This window comes from Halochromatium sp. NSM3, assembly GCF_059621085.1.
Genome location: NZ_JCAQIA010000005.1, coordinates 88,038 through 109,505 on the forward strand (window position 1 = coordinate 88,038; position 21,468 = coordinate 109,505).

The 21,468-nt window shown below is 63.6% G+C and carries 22 protein-coding genes; 5 read left to right on the forward strand and 17 right to left on the reverse strand.

What is annotated here, in order from left to right; genetic code table 11:
• Window positions 1-264 precede the first annotated feature (264 nt).
• Window positions 265-1,686, forward strand: coding sequence for an NAD-dependent epimerase/dehydratase family protein (locus AC54T3_RS03660; RefSeq protein WP_496622425.1), 1,422 nt, complete (start codon window positions 265-267; stop codon window positions 1,684-1,686).
• Between the two features lie 180 nt (window positions 1,687-1,866).
• Window positions 1,867-2,688, forward strand: a complete 822-nt coding sequence (locus AC54T3_RS03665) for an OmpA family protein (RefSeq protein ID WP_496622427.1) — start codon at window positions 1,867-1,869, stop codon at window positions 2,686-2,688.
• Between the two features lie 24 nt (window positions 2,689-2,712).
• Here the strand turns inward: AC54T3_RS03665 and AC54T3_RS03670 are convergent, their stop codons facing one another.
• Window positions 2,713-3,738, reverse strand: a complete 1,026-nt coding sequence (locus AC54T3_RS03670) for an adenylate/guanylate cyclase domain-containing protein (RefSeq protein ID WP_496622429.1) — start codon at window positions 3,736-3,738, stop codon at window positions 2,713-2,715.
• Window positions 3,735-4,484: a hypothetical protein gene (locus AC54T3_RS03675; RefSeq protein WP_496622431.1), complete on the reverse strand. Its 750-nt coding sequence runs from the start codon at window positions 4,482-4,484 to the stop codon at window positions 3,735-3,737. The genes AC54T3_RS03670 and AC54T3_RS03675 overlap by 4 nt, the downstream gene beginning before the upstream one ends.
• Before the next feature lie 83 nt (window positions 4,485-4,567).
• On the opposite strand from AC54T3_RS03675, the gene AC54T3_RS03680 reads away from it, so the two are divergent.
• Entirely contained in the window at window positions 4,568-4,768 is a 201-nt protein-coding gene (locus AC54T3_RS03680) for a YgaP family membrane protein (protein WP_201246645.1), read from the forward strand.
• Between the two features lie 225 nt (window positions 4,769-4,993).
• On the opposite strand, the gene pgl is transcribed toward AC54T3_RS03680, so the two are convergent.
• Window positions 4,994-5,701, reverse strand: coding sequence for a 6-phosphogluconolactonase (pgl, locus tag AC54T3_RS03685; protein WP_496622434.1), 708 nt, complete (start codon window positions 5,699-5,701; stop codon window positions 4,994-4,996).
• Window positions 5,702-5,876: 175 nt separating this feature from the next.
• Between pgl and AC54T3_RS03690 the strand changes: the two genes are divergently transcribed.
• Window positions 5,877-6,236 carry a TusE/DsrC/DsvC family sulfur relay protein gene (locus AC54T3_RS03690; RefSeq protein ID WP_496622436.1) on the forward strand — a complete coding sequence of 120 codons (360 nt, stop codon included), beginning with the start codon at window positions 5,877-5,879 and terminating at the stop codon, window positions 6,234-6,236.
• Window positions 6,237-6,385: 149 nt separating this feature from the next.
• Here the strand turns inward: AC54T3_RS03690 and ccoS are convergent, their stop codons facing one another.
• The 13 genes from ccoS to surE form a co-directional block, all read right to left on the reverse strand.
• A complete protein-coding gene (gene ccoS / locus AC54T3_RS03695; protein ID WP_496622438.1) occupies window positions 6,386-6,604 on the reverse strand; it encodes a cbb3-type cytochrome oxidase assembly protein CcoS in 219 nt (72 codons plus the stop codon).
• A gap of 3 nt (window positions 6,605-6,607) precedes the next feature.
• Window positions 6,608-9,319 (reverse strand): heavy metal translocating P-type ATPase, encoded by a 2,712-nt coding sequence (locus AC54T3_RS03700; RefSeq protein WP_496622440.1) that lies wholly within the window; start codon window positions 9,317-9,319, stop codon window positions 6,608-6,610.
• Window positions 9,320-9,380: 61 nt separating this feature from the next.
• Window positions 9,381-9,935 (reverse strand): FixH family protein, encoded by a 555-nt coding sequence (locus AC54T3_RS03705; RefSeq protein WP_496622442.1) that lies wholly within the window; start codon window positions 9,933-9,935, stop codon window positions 9,381-9,383.
• 57 nt (window positions 9,936-9,992) lie between these two features.
• Window positions 9,993-11,426: a cytochrome c oxidase accessory protein CcoG gene (gene ccoG / locus AC54T3_RS03710; protein ID WP_496622444.1), complete on the reverse strand. Its 1,434-nt coding sequence runs from the start codon at window positions 11,424-11,426 to the stop codon at window positions 9,993-9,995.
• A 136-nt stretch (window positions 11,427-11,562) separates the two neighbouring features.
• Complete coding sequence (locus AC54T3_RS03715; RefSeq protein WP_496622446.1) at window positions 11,563-11,703, reverse strand: hypothetical protein; 141 nt, start codon at window positions 11,701-11,703, stop codon at window positions 11,563-11,565.
• A 33-nt stretch (window positions 11,704-11,736) separates the two neighbouring features.
• Window positions 11,737-12,663 carry a cytochrome-c oxidase, cbb3-type subunit III gene (gene ccoP, locus AC54T3_RS03720; protein ID WP_496622448.1) on the reverse strand — a complete coding sequence of 309 codons (927 nt, stop codon included), beginning with the start codon at window positions 12,661-12,663 and terminating at the stop codon, window positions 11,737-11,739.
• Entirely contained in the window at window positions 12,650-12,865 is a 216-nt protein-coding gene (locus tag AC54T3_RS03725; RefSeq protein ID WP_496622450.1) for a cbb3-type cytochrome c oxidase subunit 3, read from the reverse strand. The genes ccoP and AC54T3_RS03725 overlap by 14 nt, the downstream gene beginning before the upstream one ends.
• Window positions 12,858-13,715 carry a cytochrome-c oxidase, cbb3-type subunit II gene (gene ccoO, locus AC54T3_RS03730; protein ID WP_496622452.1) on the reverse strand — a complete coding sequence of 286 codons (858 nt, stop codon included), beginning with the start codon at window positions 13,713-13,715 and terminating at the stop codon, window positions 12,858-12,860. Before ccoO ends, AC54T3_RS03725 begins: the two co-directional genes overlap by 8 nt.
• 39 nt (window positions 13,716-13,754) lie before the next feature.
• Window positions 13,755-15,206, reverse strand: coding sequence for a cytochrome-c oxidase, cbb3-type subunit I (gene ccoN, locus AC54T3_RS03735; protein WP_496622454.1), 1,452 nt, complete (start codon window positions 15,204-15,206; stop codon window positions 13,755-13,757).
• 257 nt (window positions 15,207-15,463) lie between these two features.
• A complete protein-coding gene (gene rpoS, locus AC54T3_RS03740; protein ID WP_496622456.1) occupies window positions 15,464-16,522 on the reverse strand; it encodes an RNA polymerase sigma factor RpoS in 1,059 nt (352 codons plus the stop codon).
• A gap of 27 nt (window positions 16,523-16,549) precedes the next feature.
• Window positions 16,550-17,404 carry a peptidoglycan DD-metalloendopeptidase family protein gene (locus AC54T3_RS03745; protein WP_496622458.1) on the reverse strand — a complete coding sequence of 285 codons (855 nt, stop codon included), beginning with the start codon at window positions 17,402-17,404 and terminating at the stop codon, window positions 16,550-16,552.
• Between the two features lie 102 nt (window positions 17,405-17,506).
• Window positions 17,507-18,196, reverse strand: coding sequence for a protein-L-isoaspartate(D-aspartate) O-methyltransferase (locus AC54T3_RS03750; protein WP_496622460.1), 690 nt, complete (start codon window positions 18,194-18,196; stop codon window positions 17,507-17,509).
• A complete protein-coding gene (gene surE, locus AC54T3_RS03755) occupies window positions 18,193-18,942 on the reverse strand; it encodes a 5'/3'-nucleotidase SurE (protein ID WP_496622462.1) in 750 nt (249 codons plus the stop codon). The genes AC54T3_RS03750 and surE overlap by 4 nt, the downstream gene beginning before the upstream one ends.
• Window positions 18,943-19,042: 100 nt before the next feature.
• On the opposite strand from surE, the gene AC54T3_RS03760 reads away from it, so the two are divergent.
• Entirely contained in the window at window positions 19,043-19,588 is a 546-nt protein-coding gene (locus AC54T3_RS03760; RefSeq protein ID WP_496622464.1) for a Smr/MutS family protein, read from the forward strand.
• Between the two features lie 82 nt (window positions 19,589-19,670).
• Here AC54T3_RS03760 and soxB read toward each other — a convergent pair whose 3' ends face one another.
• Complete coding sequence (gene soxB / locus AC54T3_RS03765; RefSeq protein WP_496622466.1) at window positions 19,671-21,458, reverse strand: thiosulfohydrolase SoxB; 1,788 nt, start codon at window positions 21,456-21,458, stop codon at window positions 19,671-19,673.
• Between the last annotated feature and the right edge of the window lie 10 nt (window positions 21,459-21,468).

Sequence of the window (21,468 nt, forward strand, 5' to 3'; positions counted from 1 at the left end):
TCCGCGCGTTGGACGTCAAGCGCACCTTGAACGCGCCGATCTGGGTGGACTGAACTGGGTGGACTGAATCGAACGACGCGATGCGTCGCAAATCGATGAAGTTGCGAGTCGATCTCGGTTTTCAAGAGAGAGCCTCGACATCCGAGTCAAACCCGGTGCCGTTTCCGCCCCCTGAGGCAAGCCTGTAGAATCCACGGTCTTCGCCAGACACGCGCCCGTGCCCTTGCTGCTTGAACCCACCCCTCGGAAATCCCTGGCCCGAAGATGACCCAACCTCCCCGTCGAGCCCGCGTTGTCGTTGCCGGCGCCAGTGGCTTCATCGGCACCGCCCTCTGTCCGCTGCTCGCCGAGCGCCTCGAGGTCGTCGCCTTGACGCGCTCGCCCGCCCGCGCCCGCAGCCCGGACCCGGACGGATTCGTCCACTGGCGTCAGTGCGATCTGTTCTGCTCGCGCGAGCTGATCGCCGCCCTTGCCGATATCGACGTCGCGGTCTATCTGGTGCACTCACTCGCGCCCTCATCGCGCCTCACCCAGGCCCGCCCGCGCGACATGGATCTGGTGCTCGCCGATAACTTCGCGCGCGCGGCCGCGATCAACGGCCTCAAGCAGATCGTCTTCGTCAGCGGCGTGATGCCGGAGAGCTTTCACTTCTCGCCCCTGCTCTGGAGCCGGCGCGAGGTCGAGATGGTGCTCGGCTCCAGGGGCACGCCAGTGACCGCGCTGCGCGCCAGTCTGGTAATGGGGCCAGGCGGCACCGGCCCCGGATTGCTGCTCGATCTGGTCCGGCGCCTGCCCGTGCTGCTCTTGCCGCCGACCGCTGGCTCCTCGACCCGCCCCATCGCGCTGCGTGACCTGGTGCGCGCCATCCTGCACTGTCTGGGACAGCCCGAGCGCTTCCGTGGGCCTTTCGATATTGGCGGGGCCGAAGCGCTCAGCTACGAGGCCATGCTGCGCGAAACGGCCGAGGTGCTCGGGCTGCGGCGCCGCTTCATCAAGGTGCCAGCACTACCAGTCGGCCTCGCCTCGCTGACGGCGCGCGCGGTCAGCGGCGCGCCGGCGGCCATGGTCGGCGCCATCGTCGAGAGCCTGCCGCAGGATACGCGCATGCGCGATAACCCCGTGCAACAGGCGATCGCGCCAGGGGCGCTCGGTTTTCGCGCCGCGCTCGAGGTCAGTATTGACCCGAGCACCAAACGCCTCTTGCCAAGCCCACGTACACACCTCAAGGGACAAGACCGCGAACGGATGCGGGAGCAATCGCTGGTGCGCTCGATCCAGCGCGCCATCCTGCCACCCGGCCAGGACGCCGCCTGGCTGGCCGGCAATTATTTCCGCTGGCTCGGTCGCTGCTGCTGGCCGCTGGTACGCAGCCGGGTCGCGGACAACGGCGATGTTGAGGTCTGGTCGCGGTTACCGAGGCTGAAGATGCTCGCCTTGCACCGAATGGCGCACGAGAGCACGCCCGAGCGCCAGATCTACGAGGTCGCTGGCGGCCTCTTGGCGCGCACCGGCGACGGCCGCGCCCGCTTCGAGTTCCAGACCCTGCTCGATGGGCGTTACACCATGACCGCGATCCATGATTACGCCCCGGCATTGCCCTGGTATCTCTACATGGTCACCCAGGCGCTGGCGCATCGGCTGGTGATGCGCCGCTATCAGTCGCGTCTCGCGCGCCTCGCGCGCTAGCCGCCATCGCCGGGCGGCGCCGAGCCGATGCCGGGCCGTCGAGAAACCGGCATAATGGCGATCGTTCCAAGCCTGAGCCACCGACACCCGCCCCCGGAGAGTCACCAGGACGCGAACCCCCGCAAACCGAACAAGATCGCGCCCTGAATTCGAGCGCGACGAATCCGGAGGATGTCCGACATGCCCGACTCATCGCAATCGATCTGGAAACCCCTGTTCTGGCTCGTGCTCGCCGCGTTGATCAGCGTCTATCTCCTCTATCAATATCATAGTGATCAGCTGCGGCAGACCCTCGATCAGGAGCGCCAGTCGCTGCGCTCGCTCGATCGCAGCCTCGACGCCAGCGAGTCCGAACTCGCCAAGGCGACACGGGCGCTGAATGCGGCCCGCACCGAGATCAGCGCGCTCGAAGACAGGCACCACCAAGCGCTCGCGTCGGCGAATAGGCAGGCGGAGACAGAGGTGGAGAGAGAGCCCCAAGGCGCAGCCAAGGCAATGAAGCAAACGCCGCAACAGCCTCTTGCCGAGCCGGGTGAGCAGAGCAACAGCAGCCTGTGCGAGGACGCCATCGAACAGGCGTCTGACCAGGTTCACGCCTTCTACGAACACCTCATACCGCTCGGCGCGCAGCTGACCGAAAGCGGATTACTGATCAATCTTAGTGGCGACAGGATGCGCTTTCCCAGCGGCAGCGCCACATTGCCCGCTGACGCGGCGCCCACGCTAGACCAAATCGCCGAGATCCTGCTCGACCATCCAGACCTCCGGGTTCTGATTCAGGGTCACACCGACAGCTCCGGCAATCACGAACTCAACCTGCGGCTTTCGGAACAGCGCGCCGCCGCCGTGCGCCAAGCATTAGCGGAACGCGGGGTCGAGACCGCGCGAATCAGCGTCGAGGGCCTCGGCTCAGTGGTCCCGATCGCTGACAACGCAAGCGCTGCTGGACGTCAACGCAACCGCCGGGTCGAACTCTATCTTGCGCGCGAGAACAACCGCTAACCGAGCCGCATCAACCTGCATCACTCACCGGCGCCACAGCGACTCATCAATGAGATCCTTGAGGCGCTGATGCATCGGCGTTTCCACTGACGTCAGCTCCAAACTGGTGCGGAAACGGCCCTCCCAAGGCACGCTTCTCACCACCCGCGCATAGACCTCTCCGATGCTCGAAAAGCCCTGTTGCGGCGCCAGATTGATCACGACATCGGAGGCATCCGGGAGCCCGAGCGGCAGATCAGCGCGCAAGCCATGGTAGCTGAGATCATTGATCAGGCCAGGGATTTTCCCAGGGCGGATACGCTTTTGATCGATCTGGCGAAAGGTGGCATCGAGGTGGACGTGGATACGCGGAGAACGGCGCACCTCGATCGGCAGGATCTCGATCCGCCGGGGATCATTCACGGCGCGCAGTTCATAGAGTTGAACCGGCTGCGAGATGCCCTTGAAACGCACCTCATTGACCGCGCCGACCTCGATCGAAGCGGCCGCCTCGGCGCGGGTCGATTCGCTGATCAACACCTGACCGCGCAGCGCGAACGACTCCATGCGCGAGACGAGATTCACCACATCGCCAATCACTGTATATTCGCTATGCGCCGCAGCGCCAAAGCTGCCGGCGACCAGATGACCGGTGTTGACCGCGATACCGGCAAAGAGCTTGGGCAGCCCCCGCGCCTCGTTCGCCTGGTTCAGCGCCCGCATCGCCCGCTGCATCTCGGCCGCGCAGGCGAGCGCGCGCAGCGGATCATCAGCGCGCGCCTCGGGCACCCCGAAGACCGCCATGACCGCATCGCCAACGAACTTATCCACGACGCCGCCGAAACGCTCGATGATCTCGGTCATCGCCACGAACCAGCGATTCAGGAGCCAGATCATGGTCGGCATGGGCAATGACGCCATCAGCGCCGTAAACCCGCGAATATCGGCGATCAACACCGTTGCATAGGCCTCAACCCGGGGCTGGGCCTCGAGCAGAAAGGCATCGAGCAACGGATTGAGCCGTTGCTCAAGGGCTTGACGCAGGACATGCGGCTGCTCCGGACTCGTCAAACGGAGCAAATCCTCATCTTCAAGGTCGCGGACAACCTGTTCGATGCGCGCAAACAGCGGGTCCCGATCACGATGTTGCATGGAGATAGGTATAAGCACTCAGTCGTTGGGGCGATGATACTCCTCTGACGGGCCTTGGCGCTCGCCGCTTCGGTCTCGGGGCTGGCGCCATCGGCACTCACGGCGTCTGGCGCGGATACCGGCTCGCCATCGAGCACAACGATATTGCCTCGATGCATGTCGCCATGACACTCGCGGATGCGTCCCCCGCGCTGGCGCTGCTGAGTTCGGGACTCAGGCGCGGGGATCAGGCTGGCGTGGAAATCGGCCACGCGCTCGGCCAGGCGGTCGATCAACGGCCCGTTAAGCGGCTGCCGCGAGAACAAGGCCTGTTGCGGGAACCGACGCATGCGCACCGCATGGTCGATCACCTCGCCCTCGCCCTGCGCGCCGAAGCGAACACGCTCGCCCGCGCCCTCGCACAGCACTAGCACCACATCGAGATAGAGCTGTGGTGCCAGGCGACGGTTGAGTCGCAGTTCCTCCTCGCAGTAGAAACGCCGCCGCTCGAGGATCGAAAAGTCAACGAACCCAAGCGACACTGGACGCTTGAACTTGTAGGCAAAATCGCCGGCCAAGAACAACTGCGAGATATGGGTGCTCAGACCCTCAACCTGTTCGAACGGATGCGGATAGGCGCGCGGCTCGGGCAGATCAGCGAGGGATGTCAATTCGTCGGCCAGCATCAGTGGGCTTGCGAAAACGAGCGCTGTTTCAATAGACTATGCGATATTGCTTGATTCATGCCTATCGCTCCGAGGTTCATTTGATGAGTATCGAACGTATCGTTTTCGCCGTCGCCGGCGCCTTTGTGCTGATCTCGGCCATCCTCGCCGCCACGCTCAGTCCGCTCTGGCTCTGGTTCACCGGCTTCGTTGGGCTCAACCTGCTGCAGTCCGCCTTCACCGGCTTCTGCCCGCTGGCGGTCATCCTGAAGAAGTTCGGTAAGGAGCCTGGCCCGGCTTTCTGAGCCGGTGTTCTGATTCAGCGTGCTGAAGACGACGCGCGGCCAGGACACTGCCCGTGGCCGCGCACCCCGACCAGATCGCCCTCACTAGTGCAGCACTGCATTTATCCGGCTCTCATGGGAGCGCCGACTTCAGCGCCAGTATATTCAGGATGCCGACTGAAGTCGGCGCACTCAGGGGATCAGGATTTCCACGTTGCCGCACTAGACCAAAGCAGACCGCTTTGATCAAACCGCCGCAGCCGCTCGATCCATGAGCACCCGGCTCCGAGCCCGAGCCGCCCTCGCCACCCGCGCAATCGGTAGATCGTCGCCCTGACGCCAGCGTCTCACCGCCTCCGCCTTACCTTCTCCGGTCACCAGGATCAGTACCTGCTGGCTGTTAGCCAGTGCCTGCAACGTCAGCGATACCCGGTCTGGTGGCGGTTTCGGCGCATCGAAAACCGGCATCACCAGCCGATCCTCGGGGATCTCACGGCCTGGAAAGAGGCTGGCCGTGTGCCCGTCCTCACCCATTCCCAGGAGCACGAGATCAAACGGCAAGGCGGTCCACACGATCAGCTCGTAGGCCGCCGCACCGACCTCGGCACCCAATTCTACCGGGATCGCATGGACCTGCAGCCTGGGCACGGGAACATGATGGAGCCAGGCCTCGTTGGCCGCGAGGCTGTTACGCTCGCCATCGCGCGACGGCAGGCAGCGCTCATCACCATGATAGATCCACCAATGCTCCCAGTCCGCCTCGGCAGCGGCCAGCCGCTGATAGGCGGCGGTTGGCGTGGTGCCGCCGGCAAGACAGAGCTTAAAACGGCCGTGGTGCTCGATCGCGGTTTTCGCCGCCGCGAGGATACGCTCGGCCGCAGCTTCGGCAACGGCCGTTTTGTCGGCAAACAGCTCAGTGTCGGCACCCGGCAGGACAATCTCATCAGAGGGCATCTCAAGTCTCCTTTGAAGGTCGGTTCCGCGCTCATGTCACCAATAGAATACGCACATTGATGGTCAGCCCGCACGCAACGCGCGGCCACTCTCAAGCCGGCATCACTTGACCAGCGCCGAGGCATCGCGTAGTAACTCTGAAGCCACGATTCCTGAGCGATGAGGAGAAGCACCCATGGCAGAGACGATGCGCGACATCATGAACCCTGGCGCGAACAATCACGACCCCCGGTTCCCGAAGGCCCCGGGCGATTGGGCCACCGCCGACGCTGAACAGCAAGCCGTTGAAGAAGGACTGAGCCTGAGTGACGATCACTGGGAGGCGATCCGCGCGCTACAGGCCTTTTTCGCGCAGGAAGATGAGCCCAATCCGCGGGCATTGCATGACGCACTCGACGAGCATTTTCATGACCGTGGCGGTCTCAAGTATCTGTACGAGATCTTCCCCGGCGGCCCCGTCGCGCAAGGCTGCCGATTGGCTGGATTGAAACCACCTGCTAGCGCAGTCGACAGCTCATTCGGCAGCGTTCAATAGCGTCCAAGCAGACACTGAGCCTGTTGGACGCGTGCGCGTGCTGAGGCTCAAAGCCCTAACGCCGAGGAGACATTAGATCAGGGCCCGCGCTGCGGGCCCCTCAGCTGATTGGGTCAAATCGCAGACAGTGCCTGGCCGATCTGGCAAGGTTACCAACGCCCCTTCTCCATCGGCTCGGCCTGCCGATCCGTCTCCGCATCCAGAAAGCGGCGCGCATCCTCGGTCTCAACATCCTCATCCATCAGAATCCGCTGGCCGTCCCCCTCAAGATCATCGAACTGACCGCTGCGCGCGGCCCAGAACAGGACGCCGACCGCGACCAGCCCCAGCAGCAGCATGCCGGGTATCAGGCCATAGATGACTTCCATAGGCTATCCTCGCTGTTTGAATAATCCCCGCAACCGCGCCGAATTGCCGATCACCGCTAGTGAACTCAGCGGCATCGAGATCGCCGCGACCAGTGGCGTGATCAAGGCCGCCATCGCCAACGGCACCATGATCAGATTGTAGGTGATCGAGAGCCCGATATTCTGGCGGATGGTGCGCAAGGTCCGGCGCGACAGCGCCATGGCATCACGCACGCGCATCAGCTCGGTGTTCATCAACACGATATCGGCGCTGGCAATCGAGACATCGGTGCCGCTGCCAACGGCGATGCCGACATCGGCACGCACCAGCGCCGGCGCATCATTGATGCCATCGCCGATCATTGCCACTCGCTCACCGCGCTGTTGCAGCTTCGCAATCACCCGATCCTTCTCCTCGGGACGCACATCGGCGATCACCTCGATCGCGCCGAGCCGCGCGGCGATGCGCCGCGCCACAGCCGCTCGATCGCCGGTGAGCAGGGTCACCTTGATGCCGTCCGCCTGTAGCTGCCGAACCACCTCGGCGGCATCGGGCCGCAGGCGGTCGGTGGCCACCAGGCGCAGGCGCTCGACGCCGTCGATCGCGCAATGCAGCCGGGTGCCGAGCGGATACGGTTCGGCATCGGGCTCGACCTCGGCGTCAGGCGCTCGCCCGTCGAGTCCATTCGCTTCGGCCTCATTGGCTGCGATTCCATGAGCCTCGCCCCCATTGGCTTCCAGTCCACTGGCCTCGATCCCATTGGCGATGAGCCAATCGCGGGTTCCGATCAGCACCTGATGACCATCGACAGTGCCGGCGATCCCGGCCCCAGGCTCGACCCGAACCGCTCGCACCCGCGCCGTGCTCAACCCCACCCGCGCGGCCTTGGCGAGACGCACGACAGCGCGCGCGAAGGGATGCTCGGAGACCTGCTCCAACGCCGCTGCCAGTCGCAGTCGCTCGCGCTGCTCGGCATCCAGGGTCGCGGCCCCGGAATGGGTTTGCCAGGACGCGCTGGGCGCGGCCGCTCGGCTCTCCCAGGACACCCCAGGCATGGCTGCTGGCCTCTGCAAAGACGCCCCAGGCACGGCTGCCGGGGTCTGACATGACGCCTCAGGCGCGGCTGTTCGGGTCTGGATTTGCACCACCTCGGGTCGGCCTTCGGTCAGGGTGCCGGTCTTGTCGAAGACGACGTGCTTGATGTCGGAGAGGGTCTCAAGCACCGCGCCCTGCTTGATCAGGATGCCGTGGCGTGCGCCAAGCCCGGAGGCGACCGCGATGGCCATCGGCGTCGCCAGCCCAAAGGCGCAGGGACAGGTGATGATCAACACCGAGGTGGCCGCCATCAGGGCCGTCTCCAAATCGCGCCCCATCCAGAACCCGAAGGTCAGCAAGGCCAGCGCCAGGGTGAGGGCGACGAACCAGGGCACGATGCGATCGGCGAGCGACTGGATCGGCGCCTTGCTCGATTGTGCCTCCTCGACCAGCCGGATGATGCGCCCGAGCGCGGTCTCGCGCAGCAGTCCGGTGACCTGGATCTTGAGCACGCCGGCGCCGTTGAGCGTGCCGGCGGCCACCATCTCGCCGACGCCGCGCGCGACCGGCTCCGACTCACCGCTGAGCATGGCCTCGTCGATCTCACTGTGGCCCTCGCTGACGATGCCATCCGCTGGGATGGTCTCGCCCGGGCGCACCAGCACGAGATCGCCCTGCTTGACCGCGCGGATCGGCAGCACCACCGGCTCGCCATCGCGCAGCACCGTCGCCACCTTCGGCTGCAGGTCTAGCAGGCGCTGAGTGGACGCCACCGCTTGGCGCTTCGACATCGCCTCAAGGAAGCGACCGACCAGGATCACGAACAGGAAGTTGACTACCGTGTCCCAGTACACCTGCCCCGGGCCACCCAGGGTGACATAGAGCGAGTAGAGGTAGGTGATGGAGGCGCCGATCGCGATCGGCAGGTCCATGGTCAGCGCGGCCTGCCGCAGCCCGAGCCAAGCGCCGCGCAAAAAGGGCCAGCCGGAGTAGAGCAAGGTCGGCGTGGCAATGGCGAAGCCAATCCAGTGGAAGAGACCGCGAAACTCACCTTGATCGGCACCAGCATAGAGCGCGATCGAGATCCACATCAGGTTCATCGCCGCGAAGCCGGCGAAGGCCATGCGATAGAGCAGCCCTCGGTTGCCCCGCTTCAGGGCGCCTTCGGCGGCCTCGGGATCGAAGGGTACGGCGGCATAGCCAATCTGGCTCAACCGACCCAGCAGGCTCGACAGGCGCAGGCGCGTGTTATCCCATTTCACCCGCAAGCGGCGACCGGTCAGGTTGACCCGCGCCTCCTCGACGCCGGGCATCCGTGCGAGCCCGGTCTCGATCAGCCACACGCAGGCGGCGCAGTGGATACCCTCGACGTGCAAGTTGACCTCTCGCAGATCGGTGCTGGTGTCGAGATAGGCCGCCTGCACCTCATCGAGATCATAGATGCCGAGTTGCTTTGGCGGCTCCGGTGGCGGCCCCAGCACCTCGCCCTCAGGCGTGCGGCGGTAGAAGCCATCGAGGCCGGCGGCATGGATCGCCTCGCAGACAGACTTGCAGCCGATGCAGCAAAATACCCGCTCCGCGCCGGCGACAGCGGCTCGCACTGGCTCGGCGGGATCGACCGGGAGACCGCAGTGAAAGCAGCGCGCCAGCGTCGAGGCCCCGGTGCTCGTGGATGCCGAGAGCTTGGAGTCAGCGGTCATCGAGATCGGAGGCTAGACAAAATAGCCGGCAGCGACGGCCAAGGCCGGGGGTCGGCGCTGCTTAGCGGCTCGCAACGCCGATGCGCTGGTCGAAGATGACCTCTTGGCCATCGGTTTCGGCCACCACCAGGGTGTCCCACAGCCCAGCCATCGCAAAACTCACCTCGACCGCATAGCGTCCGGGCGCTTCCTCGACCATCGGCTGCGAGAAATCCGCTGAGGGGTCCGAGGGCCGATAGGCATAATAGGTCACCCGATCCGGGCGAACCGGCTGGCCCACTGCGTCGACCACGTGGAAACGCACCGTTGTCGCGCGCTCCTTGGTCACATCCGCAGGGGTATCCAGGCTCATGGTCCAGCCCGGCGCCTCGGCGCGGCGAGTGGTCATGGTCCGCTCGACGTTGCGCCCGCGCTCGTAATAGTCATCAATGACCAGTCCGGGATTGGTCACGAAGGCGAGCACGATCATCGTCGCGTTCACCGCCAGCACGACCAGGATCAGGCCAACCCAGCCAATGACCCAAGGGCTGCGCCAGGCGGAATTGGCGTCTCGCCCGGAGAAGCCCAGCCTGGCTCTCAAGCCGGCCACAAGCTGTGCAGTCGTCGCATGACTCATCGTTGACTCCTTCCTCCTAGCTACCGTAGCCGAGTAACCATTCCTCGAGCCCACAGCTCAGCGGGCAGGCCCAAAGAATGCGCTCTCACGCTCTGCGGTGATCTCGGTGCCATCATCGAGCTTGGTGGTCGCCTGAAATGTGATCGGCACGCGCTCGCTGTCGAGGTCCGAGCGTTTGATCTTGACGAACACGATCATCGGCTTGACCTCGCCACTTGTCGTGCGCAGTAGCTCGTCGGTACCCACCAAGCTGATCGGAACTGCGCTGTCGGCGCTGATGTTGACGTTAAGATCCTGCTCGCTCTTGTTCAAGACCTTCAGCGTGTACTTGTTTTGGATGGACCCATCCGAGAGCTGTACGAACATCGGGGCACGCTCATGCAGAACCTTCAGCTCGATCGCCGCGAGGCTCGACAGCCCATACAGGATGCCAGTGAGCGCGAGCGCCAGGATCGCGGTGTAGACCCAGACCCGCAGGCGCAACAGCATCGGTTTCACCGGCTTGCCTTCCACCTCGTCCAACGAGGAATACCGAATCAACCCGCGTGGGCGACCGACCTTATCCATGACCGTGTCACAGGCATCGAGGCACAGGGCGCAGGTGATGCAGCCCTCCTGCTGCCCGTTGCGGATATCGATGCCGGTCGGACAGACCGCGACGCACTGATTACAGTCGACGCAGTCGCCAGCGCCCCGGCGCTCCGTCGTCTCGCCTTTCTTGAAGCGACCGCGCGGCTCACCTCGCGCGAAATCATAGGTGGGGACGATGGTCGACTTATCGAGCATCACGCCCTGGATGCGCGCATAGGGGCACAGCCAGAAGCAGACCTGCTCGCGCAGCCAACCGGCGAGCAAATAGGTCCCGCCGGTGAACAAGGCGACCGAGGCATAGACGGCGAGATTGGCCTCACCGACGAAGAAGTCTCGCCAGAGCGGCCCGGCGCCGTAGAACCAGGCGACAAAACTAAAGCCGGTGAGAAACCCGATCAGCAGCCAAATCGCGTGCTTGGTGAGCTTGATGCGCAGCTTTCTCGCATCGAGCGCGGCCTTGTCCAGCTTGCGCCGCTGCGGCGGACTGCCTTCGAGTTTCTCCTCGATCCAGGTAAAGACGTCGGTCCACACCGTCTGGAAGCAGAAGTAGCCGCAATACACCCGGCCGGCCAGCGCGGTGACCACCGCCAGTAGGATGGCGAAAAACAGCAAGAGTAACGAGAGCATCCAGAAATCTTGCGGCAGGACCGTGACCCCGAAGAGGTGGTATTGCCGATTCGGGATATCGAACAGCACCGCCTGGTGACCGTTCCAGCGCAGATAGGGCCCGAGGAAGAAGATCAGCCAGACCGAAGCCGCAAACCACTTGATGCGGCGCCATCGCCCAGGGATACGCTTCGCGTGGATGGTCTCGCCACCGGTGTTGACTTCCCAATGATGGGCTTCGGCGTAGAGGTCGTCGATCGCAGCGCCGGAGCTGCGCGAAGGAGTCTCATTCATAAGTACAACCACGTTCACGGGCCTCTCGAGTCGAGCCCATCCTGAATGTCTGGTCGATTCGACAAAGAAAAAAGGGGGATGCCGATGCTCCCCCTTTCCGGTCCCTGACTCCTCCTCAACGTCTCCTAGGGTCAACTCAGCGTGAGTGTTGCTCGCTCTTATGTCGCTGCGCGTCTTCGTTCATCAGCCTGATCACCTTGTAGACCAGATAACCGATGATGATGACGGCAAGCGCCACGCTGATAATGGACCCCCAAAACACCGTATCTAGGTGCATGTCCTCCTCCCACTCTCTTGTTTCGATCAATCGCTATTGGCCACCACCGAGGCTATGCACATAAATCGCCAGCTTCTTGATCTGATCTGGCTCGAGCTTACCCTCGAGACTGCCCGCCGCATCGCCAAACGCTGGCATCACGGCATCACGCGTCTGCTCCACATTGGGCTGATTCACCCCATAGAGGATCGTGTGCTTGGCGCTCTCGTAACCGCCGGGCTCGAATCGCCAGAGGCTATCGGTGAGATTCGCGGCGCCAACCGTAACGATGGTTCCATCGGGTAACTCCGCGAGGATGCCGTTCGCCGCTTGCCCGTGGCAGGCCGTGCAACCTTTCTCGTTGAAGAGCTTCCAGTCGGCTTCACTCCCCTCGCCACCGTCGGCGAGTGCGACCGTGAATTGCGCGAGTTGGTCGACCTCGGCTTCGGTCAGGATATCCTTGTGCGCCGTCATCGCGCCCTTGCGGCCGTTGGTGATGGTTTCGCTGATCTTCGCGAGTGAACCGCCATAGAGCCAATCGTCATCGGCAAGCACCGGATAGCCGGGATTGCCTTGACCGCCACTGCCGTGGCACGCGGAACAGTAATCGCCGAAGATCACCTTGGCCGACGCCAGGGTGTACTGCGTCAGCCCTGGGTCCGCAAGCACCTGCTCGGCGCTCATGTCAGCGATCTGGTCCTCGTACTCGGCCCGCACGGCCTCGACCTGCTCCATCCCCTGTTCGTACTCCTGGATCGAGGTCCAGCCGAGCAGGCCCTTGGAGAATCCGCCCTCCTCTTGCGACTGCCAGGGCATGACCGGAAACATGGGATAGAGGAGACCGTAGAGGATGAACCAGGCAAGCGAGGCCCAGAGCGCGATCATCCACCATTGCGGTGGCGGGTTGTTCAGCTCACGGATATTGTCGTCCCAGAAATGTCCAGTGTTGTTTTCGCCAGGAAACGGATTATGGTCGGCCATCGTTCTCTCCGTGGTCCTCATGATCGTCTTCAAACGGGATATGCTTTCTCGCTTCGAGCTTGTCCCGATTCTTCGGCCGAAAGACCTGAACATAGGCCACGACCATGAGCACGAAGATGACCACGGTCAGGACTGTCCCGACCCAGTCGGCCGCTGTCATCGCCGCCCAATCGGTCTCGAAGTAGTCCGCAAGGCTACTCACGGTACATGACTCCCGGGTCGAGTTTGGCCATGGTGCCAAGGACTTGGAGATAGGCCACCATCGCATCCATGCCCGTCTTGCCATGCACGAGACCCGGCGCCGCCGCGATATCCGCATCGCTATAGGGCACGCCGATGACACGCAGTCCCTTCATGTGACGCTGGATCTTCTTCGGGTTGAGCCTCTCCCGGTCAAGCCAGGGGTAGCCCGGCATCACCGATTCCGGCACCACCGAGCGTGGATCACGCAGATGTTGCCGGTGCCATTCGTCCGAGTACTTGCCGCCGACGCGCGCCATGTCCGGGCCGGTGCGCTTGGAGCCCCACTGGAAGGGGTGATCGAACATCGACTCCGAGGCGAGCGAGTAATGCCCATAGCGCTCACGCTCGTCGCGGAAAGGCCGAACCTGCTGTGAATGGCACAGATAGCAGCCCTCGCGCTGATAGATGTCGCGCCCGGCCAGCTCGAGCGCGGTGTACGGGCGAACACCATCACCGGGCTTCCAGTTCCAGGTCGTCTCCACAGCGCGTACCTGACCGCGCTTAGGGTCCTGAACGAAATCGCCCGTATCCTTTTTCAAGAACTGGCCTTGATCACCGGTCTTGAACCGGATCGGGTTACCGGCCTCATCGGTCTCATAGGTGATCGAAACGATGGGCGTGGTACCGGCCTCCTGCCACACGATCTCGGGAAAGCGATTCGCCTCCTCGGTGCTCTTGAGATAAAAGAGCGGGACGATCTCGACGATGCCCCCGACCGAGAGCACGATCGCCACCGCGATCAATAGCCCCCAGATGTTGCGCTCCATGCGCTCCTGTATCCCCTTCGGCGGTGTGTTCTTCTCAGCCATCTGTGTTGACTCCTCGGGATGCTGACGGTTGCACCGGACTCAGGCCGCAGCCACGGCCGGCGTACCCCGGGCCTCGCGCAGACTCCCGGCCATGGCCGACTTGAGCACCGTCATCAGTACGTTGAACAGCATGATGATCGCGCCAAGCAGGAAGATGCCGCCACCGACCGCGCGCATGGCGTAGTAGGGATGCATGGCTGCGACCGACTCGACGAAGGTGTAGGCCAAGGTGCCGTACTCGTCATAGGCGCGCCACATCAGGCCCTGCATGATGCCCGAGACCCACATCGCGACCACATAGATCACGGTACCGATGGTCGCGGTCCAGAAGTGCACATTGACCAGCTTCTCGGACCACATCTCGGTGTGCCAGAGACGTGTCATCAGGTGGTAGATGGCACCGATCGAGATCCCCGCGACCCAGCCCAGGGCGCCGGAATGGACGTGACCGATGGTCCAGTCGGTGTAGTGCGAGAGCGCGTTGACGGTCTTCAGCGACATCACCGGCCCTTCGAAGGTCGACATCGCGTAGAAGGCGAGCGCGATGATCAAGAAGCGCATCACATAGTCGGTGCGCAGTTTGTCCCAGGCGCCCGAGAGGGTCATCATCCCGTTCACCGCGCCGCCCCAGGACGGGATGATCATCGCCAGCGACACCGCCGCGCCAAGCGAGCCGGTCCAATCCGGCAGCGCCGTGTATTGCAGGTGATGCGCGCCAAGCCAGACATAACCGAACATCAGCGCCCAGAAGTGGATCACCGACAGTCGATAGGAGTAGATGGGCCGGTTCGCTTGCTTGGGCACGAAGTAGTACATGATGCCGAGGAAGCCTGCGGTGAGGTAAAAACCAACCGCGTTATGCCCCCACCACCATTGGATCATCGCGTCTTGCACGCCCGAGAACAGGCTGTAGGACTTCATCAGCCCGACCGGGATCGACAGGCTGTTGACCACGTGCAGGTAGACGATCATCACCATCATGCCGAGGAAGAACCAGTTCGACACATAGATGTGCGAGGACTTCCGAATGGCGATGGTCATGATGAAGTTAAAGGTGAACGCCAGCCAGACGACCGCGATCAGGATATCGATCGGCCATTCGAGTTCCGCGTACTCCTTAGATTGTGAAAAGCCCAGTGGTAGCGTGATCACCGCCAAGACGATGATGGCGTTCCAGCCCCAAAAGGTGAACCAAGCGAGCTTGTTGCTCCAGAGGCTGACACCACAGGTGCGCTGAACCGTGTAAAACGCTGTGCCCATCAGGGTACAGCCGCCGAACGCAAAGATGACGGCGTTGGTGTGCACGGGCCGCAGCCGACCGAACGAGATGTACGGATTATCGAAATTCAGAAACGGCCAAGCGAGCTCGGACGCGATATAGACACCAACGCTCGCGCCTACCACCAGGTAGACGACGGCCATGATGGTGAACCAACGGACGACATCGAAGTCGTATTTTCGCTCCGCTGTGTAGTCGGCTGTGGCTTCCATAGACCCCCCAAACAGGCTGGGAAAAAGAGACGTGGCTGGGCACTCCAGCCCGATGTTGTGAGCGGCGCGCCCCCTGGCACGTGACCGCGCAATAAGACGGGATTGATTGACAAAAGTCAAGATAAGCGGGCGAGCCGAACCGCTGATTTGGGGGACTTCACACCGCTTTCGTTGATCTCTGTCAGCTTCACAAGGCGCTTCCCTGACGCCAATAAGACTTTATTTTTATAGGGTTTTTGCCTGAGCGCGGCCGGCGCTCACTTGAAGAAGGACTCGAGCGAGAAGCCCTCTTTCTCGAGGATATCGCGCAGGCGGCGAAGGGCATCCATCTGAATCTGGCGCACCCGTTCACGGGTCACGCCTAGTTCCTGCGCAACCCGCTCCAAGGTCGAATGCTCATAGCCATGCAGGCCGAAGCGACGCTCGACCACCTCGCGCTGCTTGTCGTTGAGCTTATCGAGCCAGTGATCGAGGTTGCTGTGGATATCGTCGTCCTGGATCTCATCGCTGGGATCATGCGCCGCCTCATCCTGCAGCAGATCGACCAGCGGCTTGTCGGCATCCTTGCCATAGGGAGTGTCGACCGAGGCGGTGCGCTCGTTGAATCCGAGCATGCGCTTGACCTCGGCGATCGGTTTGTCGAGCAGCGCGGCCACCTCCTCGGTGGTCGGCTCATGATCGAGCTGCTGAGACAGCAGCCGTGTCGCCTTCAGGTAGACATTGATCTCCTTGACGACATGGATGGGCAAGCGCACGGTGCGCGTCTGATTCATGATCGCGCGCTCGATGGTCTGGCGAATCCACCAAGTGGCATAGGTCGAGAAGCGGAAGCCGCGCTCGGGGTCGAACTTCTCGACCGCGCGGATCAGGCCCAGATTGCCCTCCTCGATTAGATCCAGCAGCGGCAGCCCCCGGTTCAGATAGCGCCGCGCGATCTTGACCACGAGCCGGAGGTTGCTGACGATCATGCGCTTGCGCGCGTCCTCATCGCCCTGCTGTGCCAGGCGCGCATAGTGCACCTCCTCGTCCGCCGAGAGCAGCTTCGACCCGCCGATCTCGTTCAGATACAGGCGGGTCGCGTCGAGTTCGGTATCGCTCGGTGCGTAGCGTTTGCTCGGTGCATCGGACGCCTGCGGGACCGAGGCCGCAGCATACTCCGAATCGGACGCCCCATCCTCGTCGCTCTCGACGTCATCGATCTCGGGTTCCGGAAGATCCAAATCGCCCGCGTCGACATCGTCGCCGTTGATGAGAAGCTCGTCCTCAACGGGAAGGGAATCCGTCTCCGGATCCTCATCCGAGTTAGCCGCTGGCATGAATCCCCCTCGGTGCGGTCGATCGGGTCACCCTGCTGCCGGTAGGAACAGCAACGGATCAACGGTGGCGCCATCACGACGGATCTCGAAATGCAACATCGGCTGCCCAGCCGCTGACTGGCCAACCTCGGCGATCTGCTGGCCGCGCTTGACACGCACGCCTTCACTGACGAGCACTCGGCGGTTGAAGCCATAGGCGCTCAGATAACGCGGACTGTGCTTGACGATAATAAGAGTGCCGTAACCGGCGAGTCCACTGCTACCGCTGTAGACCACCTCACCATCGGCCGCAGCCGTGACCGGCGTGCCCGCCGCCGCCGCAATGCGAATCCCCTGCCGGGTGCGATCATTCGGCTGGTAGCGCTGCAGCAGACGCCCCGAGACCGGCCAGGCCCAGCTCAGTCCGGTCGCGGGTGCCGCGCTGCTGGGTTTCGCCGTTGTTTTTGCCGCCGATTTTGCTACTGGTTTCGCCGCCGCTTTCGCCGCTGGTTTTGCTGCTGATCTGGCCGGTGTCGCCGAGGCCTTCGCAGCGCTGCTCGAGCGCGCCGTCCCCTTGCGCGCACTCGTCCTGCTCGCCCCCGGCGCCCTCGTCGCCCTGCCGCCAGACGGGGCCTTCATCCGCAACAACTGGCCGGTGTAAATCGGATAGGGAGGCGCCAGATCGTTCCAGGCGGCGAGCGTGCGCATGCTGATGCGCTCACGCTCGGCGATCTCGCTCAGGGTGTCGCCAGAGCGGATGCGGTAGAAGCCGGGCGGTGCCGGTCCATAACCGCGATCATCGACCGGAGCAAAGCCCTTGCTGCCACAACCGGCGAGCAAGAGCGCCGCCAACAGCGCGGTACCCACTGCTCGAATCCGGCGGTGGTCGAAGGAAAACAGCATGATCACAACGCCGCGCCCGCGCCCGCGCACCTCAGCGCAAGAGGATGACGAGCCCGAGCCCGAGGAGCGCCATCACAGGGTCGTCCATGATCGAACGGCGCATCAGGAGATCCCTCCAAGCAAAGGTACAAAGGTAACAGGCTCCAACAGCTCGTGCTGATAGCTAGGCCGCCGTCCAGCGCGGTTCTTGATCAGGCGCACCAGCACCTGCCCGCAGCCATGATCGATCGGCAGCACCATGCGTCCACCGGGCGCCAACTGCTCGGCCAGCCGACGCGGAATCCCGCTCGCTGCGGCGGTGACCAAGATGCCATCGAACGGGGCATACTCGGCCCAGCCGGCACTGCCATCGCCATGGCGCAGGCGGACATTGCGCTGTTTCAGCGCGCGCAAGCGCTGCTCCGCGCGCGCCTGCAAGGCGCTGATTCGCTCGACGCTATAGACCCGACGCACCAGCGCGGCGAGCACCGCCGTTTGATAGCCCGAGCCGGTGCCGATTTCCAGCACCGTCTGGAGCGGACCGGCCTCGAGCAGCGCCTGGGTCATGCGCGCGACCATATACGGCTGCGAGATCGTCTGCCCCCAGCCGATCGGCAGGGATGAGTCCTCGTAGGCCCGGCTTGCCAACGCCTCCTCGATGAACAGATGCCGTGGCAGTTGTCGCAACACCTCGATCACGGCATCGTCTTGCAGACCCACCGCCAGCAGCCGTTGCGCCAAGCGCTCGCGCGTTCGCGAGGAGGTCATGCCGCTGCCGGCGACGGCCGCATCACAGGCTCGCGCCAGACTCATCGCAGCGCACTGAGCCAGCGCCCGAGCGGCTCGACCGCCTCATGGCGGGTCAGGTCCACCTTCAACGGCGTCACCGAGGCGTAGCCCTGCCGCAGGGCGTGGAAGTCGGTGCCCTCGCCGGCATCCTGCTCCGGCCCGGCGGGACCGACCCAGAACATCGGCCGCCCGCGCGGATCGAGGATGCGCTCGATCGGCTCGGCCTTATGCCGATGCCCGAGCCGGGTGGCGCGCAACCCGCGCAGCTCAGCGAGCGGCAGGTCCGGCACATTGACATTGAGGATGGTATTGGCGGCCATGTCGCCATCGCGCAGCCCCGCGACGAGCCGAGTGACCACGGCGGCGGCCGTCTCCAGATGCTGGGGCTCGTGCGCATCGATCGACACGGCCAGCGCCGGCAAGCCGAGAAAGCGCCCCTCAGTGGCGGCGGCGACCGTCCCCGAATAGATCACATCGTCACCGAGGTTGGGGCCGTGGTTGATACCGGCGACCACTAGATCCGGTTCCGCGTCCAGCAATCCGGTAATCGCCAGATGCACACAGTCCGTGGGTGTGCCGTTGACGCGGATGAATCCATTCTCGAGCCGTTCGGCGCGGATCGGCACATCGAGCGTGAGCGAGTTGCTCGCACCGCTGCGATCGCGATCCGGCGCCACCACCGTGAGTTCACCGAAGGGCGCGAGCGCGTTCGCCAAGGCTTGGAGGCCGGGCGAGCGATAACCATCATCATTGCTAAGGAGAATCTTCATAAGTCCTGGCCCGAACGAGCGCTGCCGGCAAACATCGAACGCCGGCTCCTCGAGTTTGCTACAGTTTTCGATCCAATGCGGCGAGTACGCGAGAAGCAAAGTGAACAATCGCCTTCATGACGATGATTATGCGCTCTTTCGCGCCGAAGTCGAAGACGCGCAACCGCTCGAGCGCGAGATCATCGAGCCTTTCCGCGAGCGACCGCCGCCGATCCCGCGCCCGCGCGTCGAGGAAGCCCCGGGCGAGAACCCGCAATTGCTCTCGGAGTCCGAGGTCGAGACTCACGACGAGCTGCTCTTCACGCGCCCTGGCCTGCAGAAACGGGTTGTGTTCGAGTTACAGCGAGGCCGGATCGAACCCAGCCTCGAACTGGACTTGCACGGCCTGACCGCGAGCTATGCGGGCGCCCTGCTGCAGGCCTTCCTCGCCGATTGTGCCGCACGACGGGTGCGTTGCGCCAAGATCATCCATGGTAAAGGTCGCGGTTCGGCGACGCGACAGCCAGTGCTCAAGTGTAAGGTCAACTACTGGCTGCGTCTGCGCCCGGAGGTGCTGGCCTTCTGCTCGGCACCGCGCTTCGACGGTGGCACCGGCGCGGTCTATGTGCTGCTGCGCAACCCGGCGAAAGCCAAGCGCCAGCGCTGAGCGCCGGATCAGGGGGAACGAAAAACCGCCCGCGAGCGGGCGGCGAGCCGGTGGCCCAGGAGCTGGACTGCCAGAGGCAACCTCAGCTCAGGATCTCGCCATCATAGTCGGCGATCCCCGGATTGCCCTCGACGTTCTTGAGCTTGGGCGTGTTGAGCTTCTCGAGCTTGACCGTCTTCGTATCGCGCAGATAGGTCGCGACCGTCTCCCAGATCGGCTCGCCCGGCGACTGACTGCCGACGGTGGCCCAGCCAGAGACGACATAGGTCTTGTCGGCCTCGATTGGGGTGCCATCGTCGAGCCGCATCTCGGAGATCCGCTTGCCCATGCCAGCGGCCGGGTCGCAGACATAATCGAGCCCGCCGACGCGCACCATGTCACCGCCCTGCTGCACATAGGGATCGGCGTTGAACAGGTTGTCGCAGACGTCCTCGAGGATGATCTTGATATCGGCGCCCGACATCTCCCGGCGATAGGTCTCCGGATAGGTGATGCAGGTCTGATCCATCACATGATCCATGGTGATCGTCTGCCCCGGCAGCACCGTGGTGCCCCAGCGGAAGCCTGGCGAGAGGCTGATCTGGGCATCGTTGACCTTGCGCAGCGCGTCGCAGATCACCTGATCGAAGGTGCCGTTGAAGTTGCCACGGCGATAGAGCACCTCCTCAGCGGTGGCCAGCTCCTCGGTCAGCTTGTCCAGATAGGGCGCGCGCTGCTCCTCGATGTACTTGGCCATCTCGGCATGCGGCTCGATCAGGTTCGAGAACACCGGCAGCAGCCGGTAGCGGTAGTCGCGCAGCTTGCCGTTCTTGACATCGAGGTCCATGACGCCGAGGAACTTGGTGTTGGAGCCGGCATTGGTGACCAGCGTCTTGCCCTTGGCGTTGTCGACGATGGTCGGCGCCGGCATGCCGTCGTGCGTATGGCCACCGAAGATGGCGTCGATGCCAGTCACACGCGAGGCCATCTTCAGGTCCACGTCCATGCCGTTGTGCGAGAGCACCACGACCACATCGGGCTTTTCTTCGTCGCGGATCTGGTCGACGAACGCCTGCATGCGCTGATCCTGGATGCCGAAGGTCCAGTCCGGGATGAAGCGCGACGGATTGGCGATCGGCGTGTAGGGGAAGGCCTGACCGATCACCGCGACGCGCGCGCCGCCGACCTCTTTGATTACATAGGGCTTGAAGGCGAGACCCGCGTCTTCCTGGAAGCCGCCGAAGTCCTCGAAGCGATAATCGAACAGCGCCTCTTCGCGCACCGCCACGTTCTGCGCCACGAAGTCGCCGTTGAAGGCCTCGATGTTCTTGATGACCTCCTCATCCAGGTAGGTGAACTCCCAGTGCCCGGTCATCACATCGACGCCGAGCCGGTTGGTGGCGCCCACCATGTCCATGCCACGGGTCCAGTAGGCGGTGCCCGAGCCCTGCCAGGTGTCGCCGCCGTCCATCAACAAGGTATTGCCGTCGCCGCGCTCGGCGCGGATGCGATCGACCAGCGTCTTCATGTGCGCGAAGCCGCCGATGGTGCCGTACTTCTCAGCCGCTTCGGCAAAGTTGAGATAGCTGAAGGCGTGCGCTTGGAGGGTGCCGGGTTCGATGCCGAAGTGCTTCAGCAGGGCATCGCCAACGATGTGCGGCGCCTTGCCGAAGGCCGGGCCGATGCCAAGATTGACGTTCGGTTCGCGGAAGTAGACCGGGTTGAGCTGCGCATGACAGTCGGTCATGTGCAGCAGCGTCAGATTGCCGAACTTGGGCACCTCATAGAGATCGCTCGGCTGCTTGGCCTCGGCGAACACCGAGCGCGGCAACATCCCGGCGGCACCGGCCAGACCCAAGAGACGGACGAATTCACGGCGAGAGATAGTCATTGGGTTTCAT

What these genes read in the sequence shown, in the direction of transcription:
- AC54T3_RS03660 (WP_496622425.1), top strand. Translation starts at nt 265, where the DNA reads ATGACCCAACCTCCCCGTCGAGCCCGCGTTGTCGTTGCCGGCGCCAGT.
- AC54T3_RS03665 (WP_496622427.1), top strand. Translation starts at nt 1,867, where the DNA reads ATGCCCGACTCATCGCAATCGATCTGGAAACCCCTGTTCTGGCTCGTG.
- AC54T3_RS03675 (WP_496622431.1), bottom strand. Translation starts at nt 4,484, where the DNA reads ATGCTGGCCGACGAATTGACATCCCTCGCTGATCTGCCCGAGCCGCGC.
- AC54T3_RS03680 (WP_201246645.1), top strand. Translation starts at nt 4,568, where the DNA reads ATGAGTATCGAACGTATCGTTTTCGCCGTCGCCGGCGCCTTTGTGCTG.
- pgl (WP_496622434.1), bottom strand. Translation starts at nt 5,701, where the DNA reads ATGCCCTCTGATGAGATTGTCCTGCCGGGTGCCGACACTGAGCTGTTT.
- AC54T3_RS03690 (WP_496622436.1), top strand. Translation starts at nt 5,877, where the DNA reads ATGGCAGAGACGATGCGCGACATCATGAACCCTGGCGCGAACAATCAC.
- ccoS (WP_496622438.1), bottom strand. Translation starts at nt 6,604, where the DNA reads ATGGAAGTCATCTATGGCCTGATACCCGGCATGCTGCTGCTGGGGCTG.
- AC54T3_RS03700 (WP_496622440.1), bottom strand. Translation starts at nt 9,319, where the DNA reads ATGACCGCTGACTCCAAGCTCTCGGCATCCACGAGCACCGGGGCCTCG.
- AC54T3_RS03705 (WP_496622442.1), bottom strand. Translation starts at nt 9,935, where the DNA reads ATGAGTCATGCGACGACTGCACAGCTTGTGGCCGGCTTGAGAGCCAGG.
- ccoG (WP_496622444.1), bottom strand. Translation starts at nt 11,426, where the DNA reads ATGAATGAGACTCCTTCGCGCAGCTCCGGCGCTGCGATCGACGACCTC.
- AC54T3_RS03715 (WP_496622446.1), bottom strand. Translation starts at nt 11,703, where the DNA reads ATGCACCTAGATACGGTGTTTTGGGGGTCCATTATCAGCGTGGCGCTT.
- ccoP (WP_496622448.1), bottom strand. Translation starts at nt 12,663, where the DNA reads ATGGCCGACCATAATCCGTTTCCTGGCGAAAACAACACTGGACATTTC.
- ccoO (WP_496622452.1), bottom strand. Translation starts at nt 13,715, where the DNA reads ATGGCTGAGAAGAACACACCGCCGAAGGGGATACAGGAGCGCATGGAG.
- ccoN (WP_496622454.1), bottom strand. Translation starts at nt 15,206, where the DNA reads ATGGAAGCCACAGCCGACTACACAGCGGAGCGAAAATACGACTTCGAT.
- rpoS (WP_496622456.1), bottom strand. Translation starts at nt 16,522, where the DNA reads ATGCCAGCGGCTAACTCGGATGAGGATCCGGAGACGGATTCCCTTCCC.
- AC54T3_RS03745 (WP_496622458.1), bottom strand. Translation starts at nt 17,404, where the DNA reads ATGCTGTTTTCCTTCGACCACCGCCGGATTCGAGCAGTGGGTACCGCG.
- AC54T3_RS03750 (WP_496622460.1), bottom strand. Translation starts at nt 18,196, where the DNA reads ATGAGTCTGGCGCGAGCCTGTGATGCGGCCGTCGCCGGCAGCGGCATG.
- surE (WP_496622462.1), bottom strand. Translation starts at nt 18,942, where the DNA reads ATGAAGATTCTCCTTAGCAATGATGATGGTTATCGCTCGCCCGGCCTC.
- soxB (WP_496622466.1), bottom strand. Translation starts at nt 21,458, where the DNA reads ATGACTATCTCTCGCCGTGAATTCGTCCGTCTCTTGGGTCTGGCCGGT.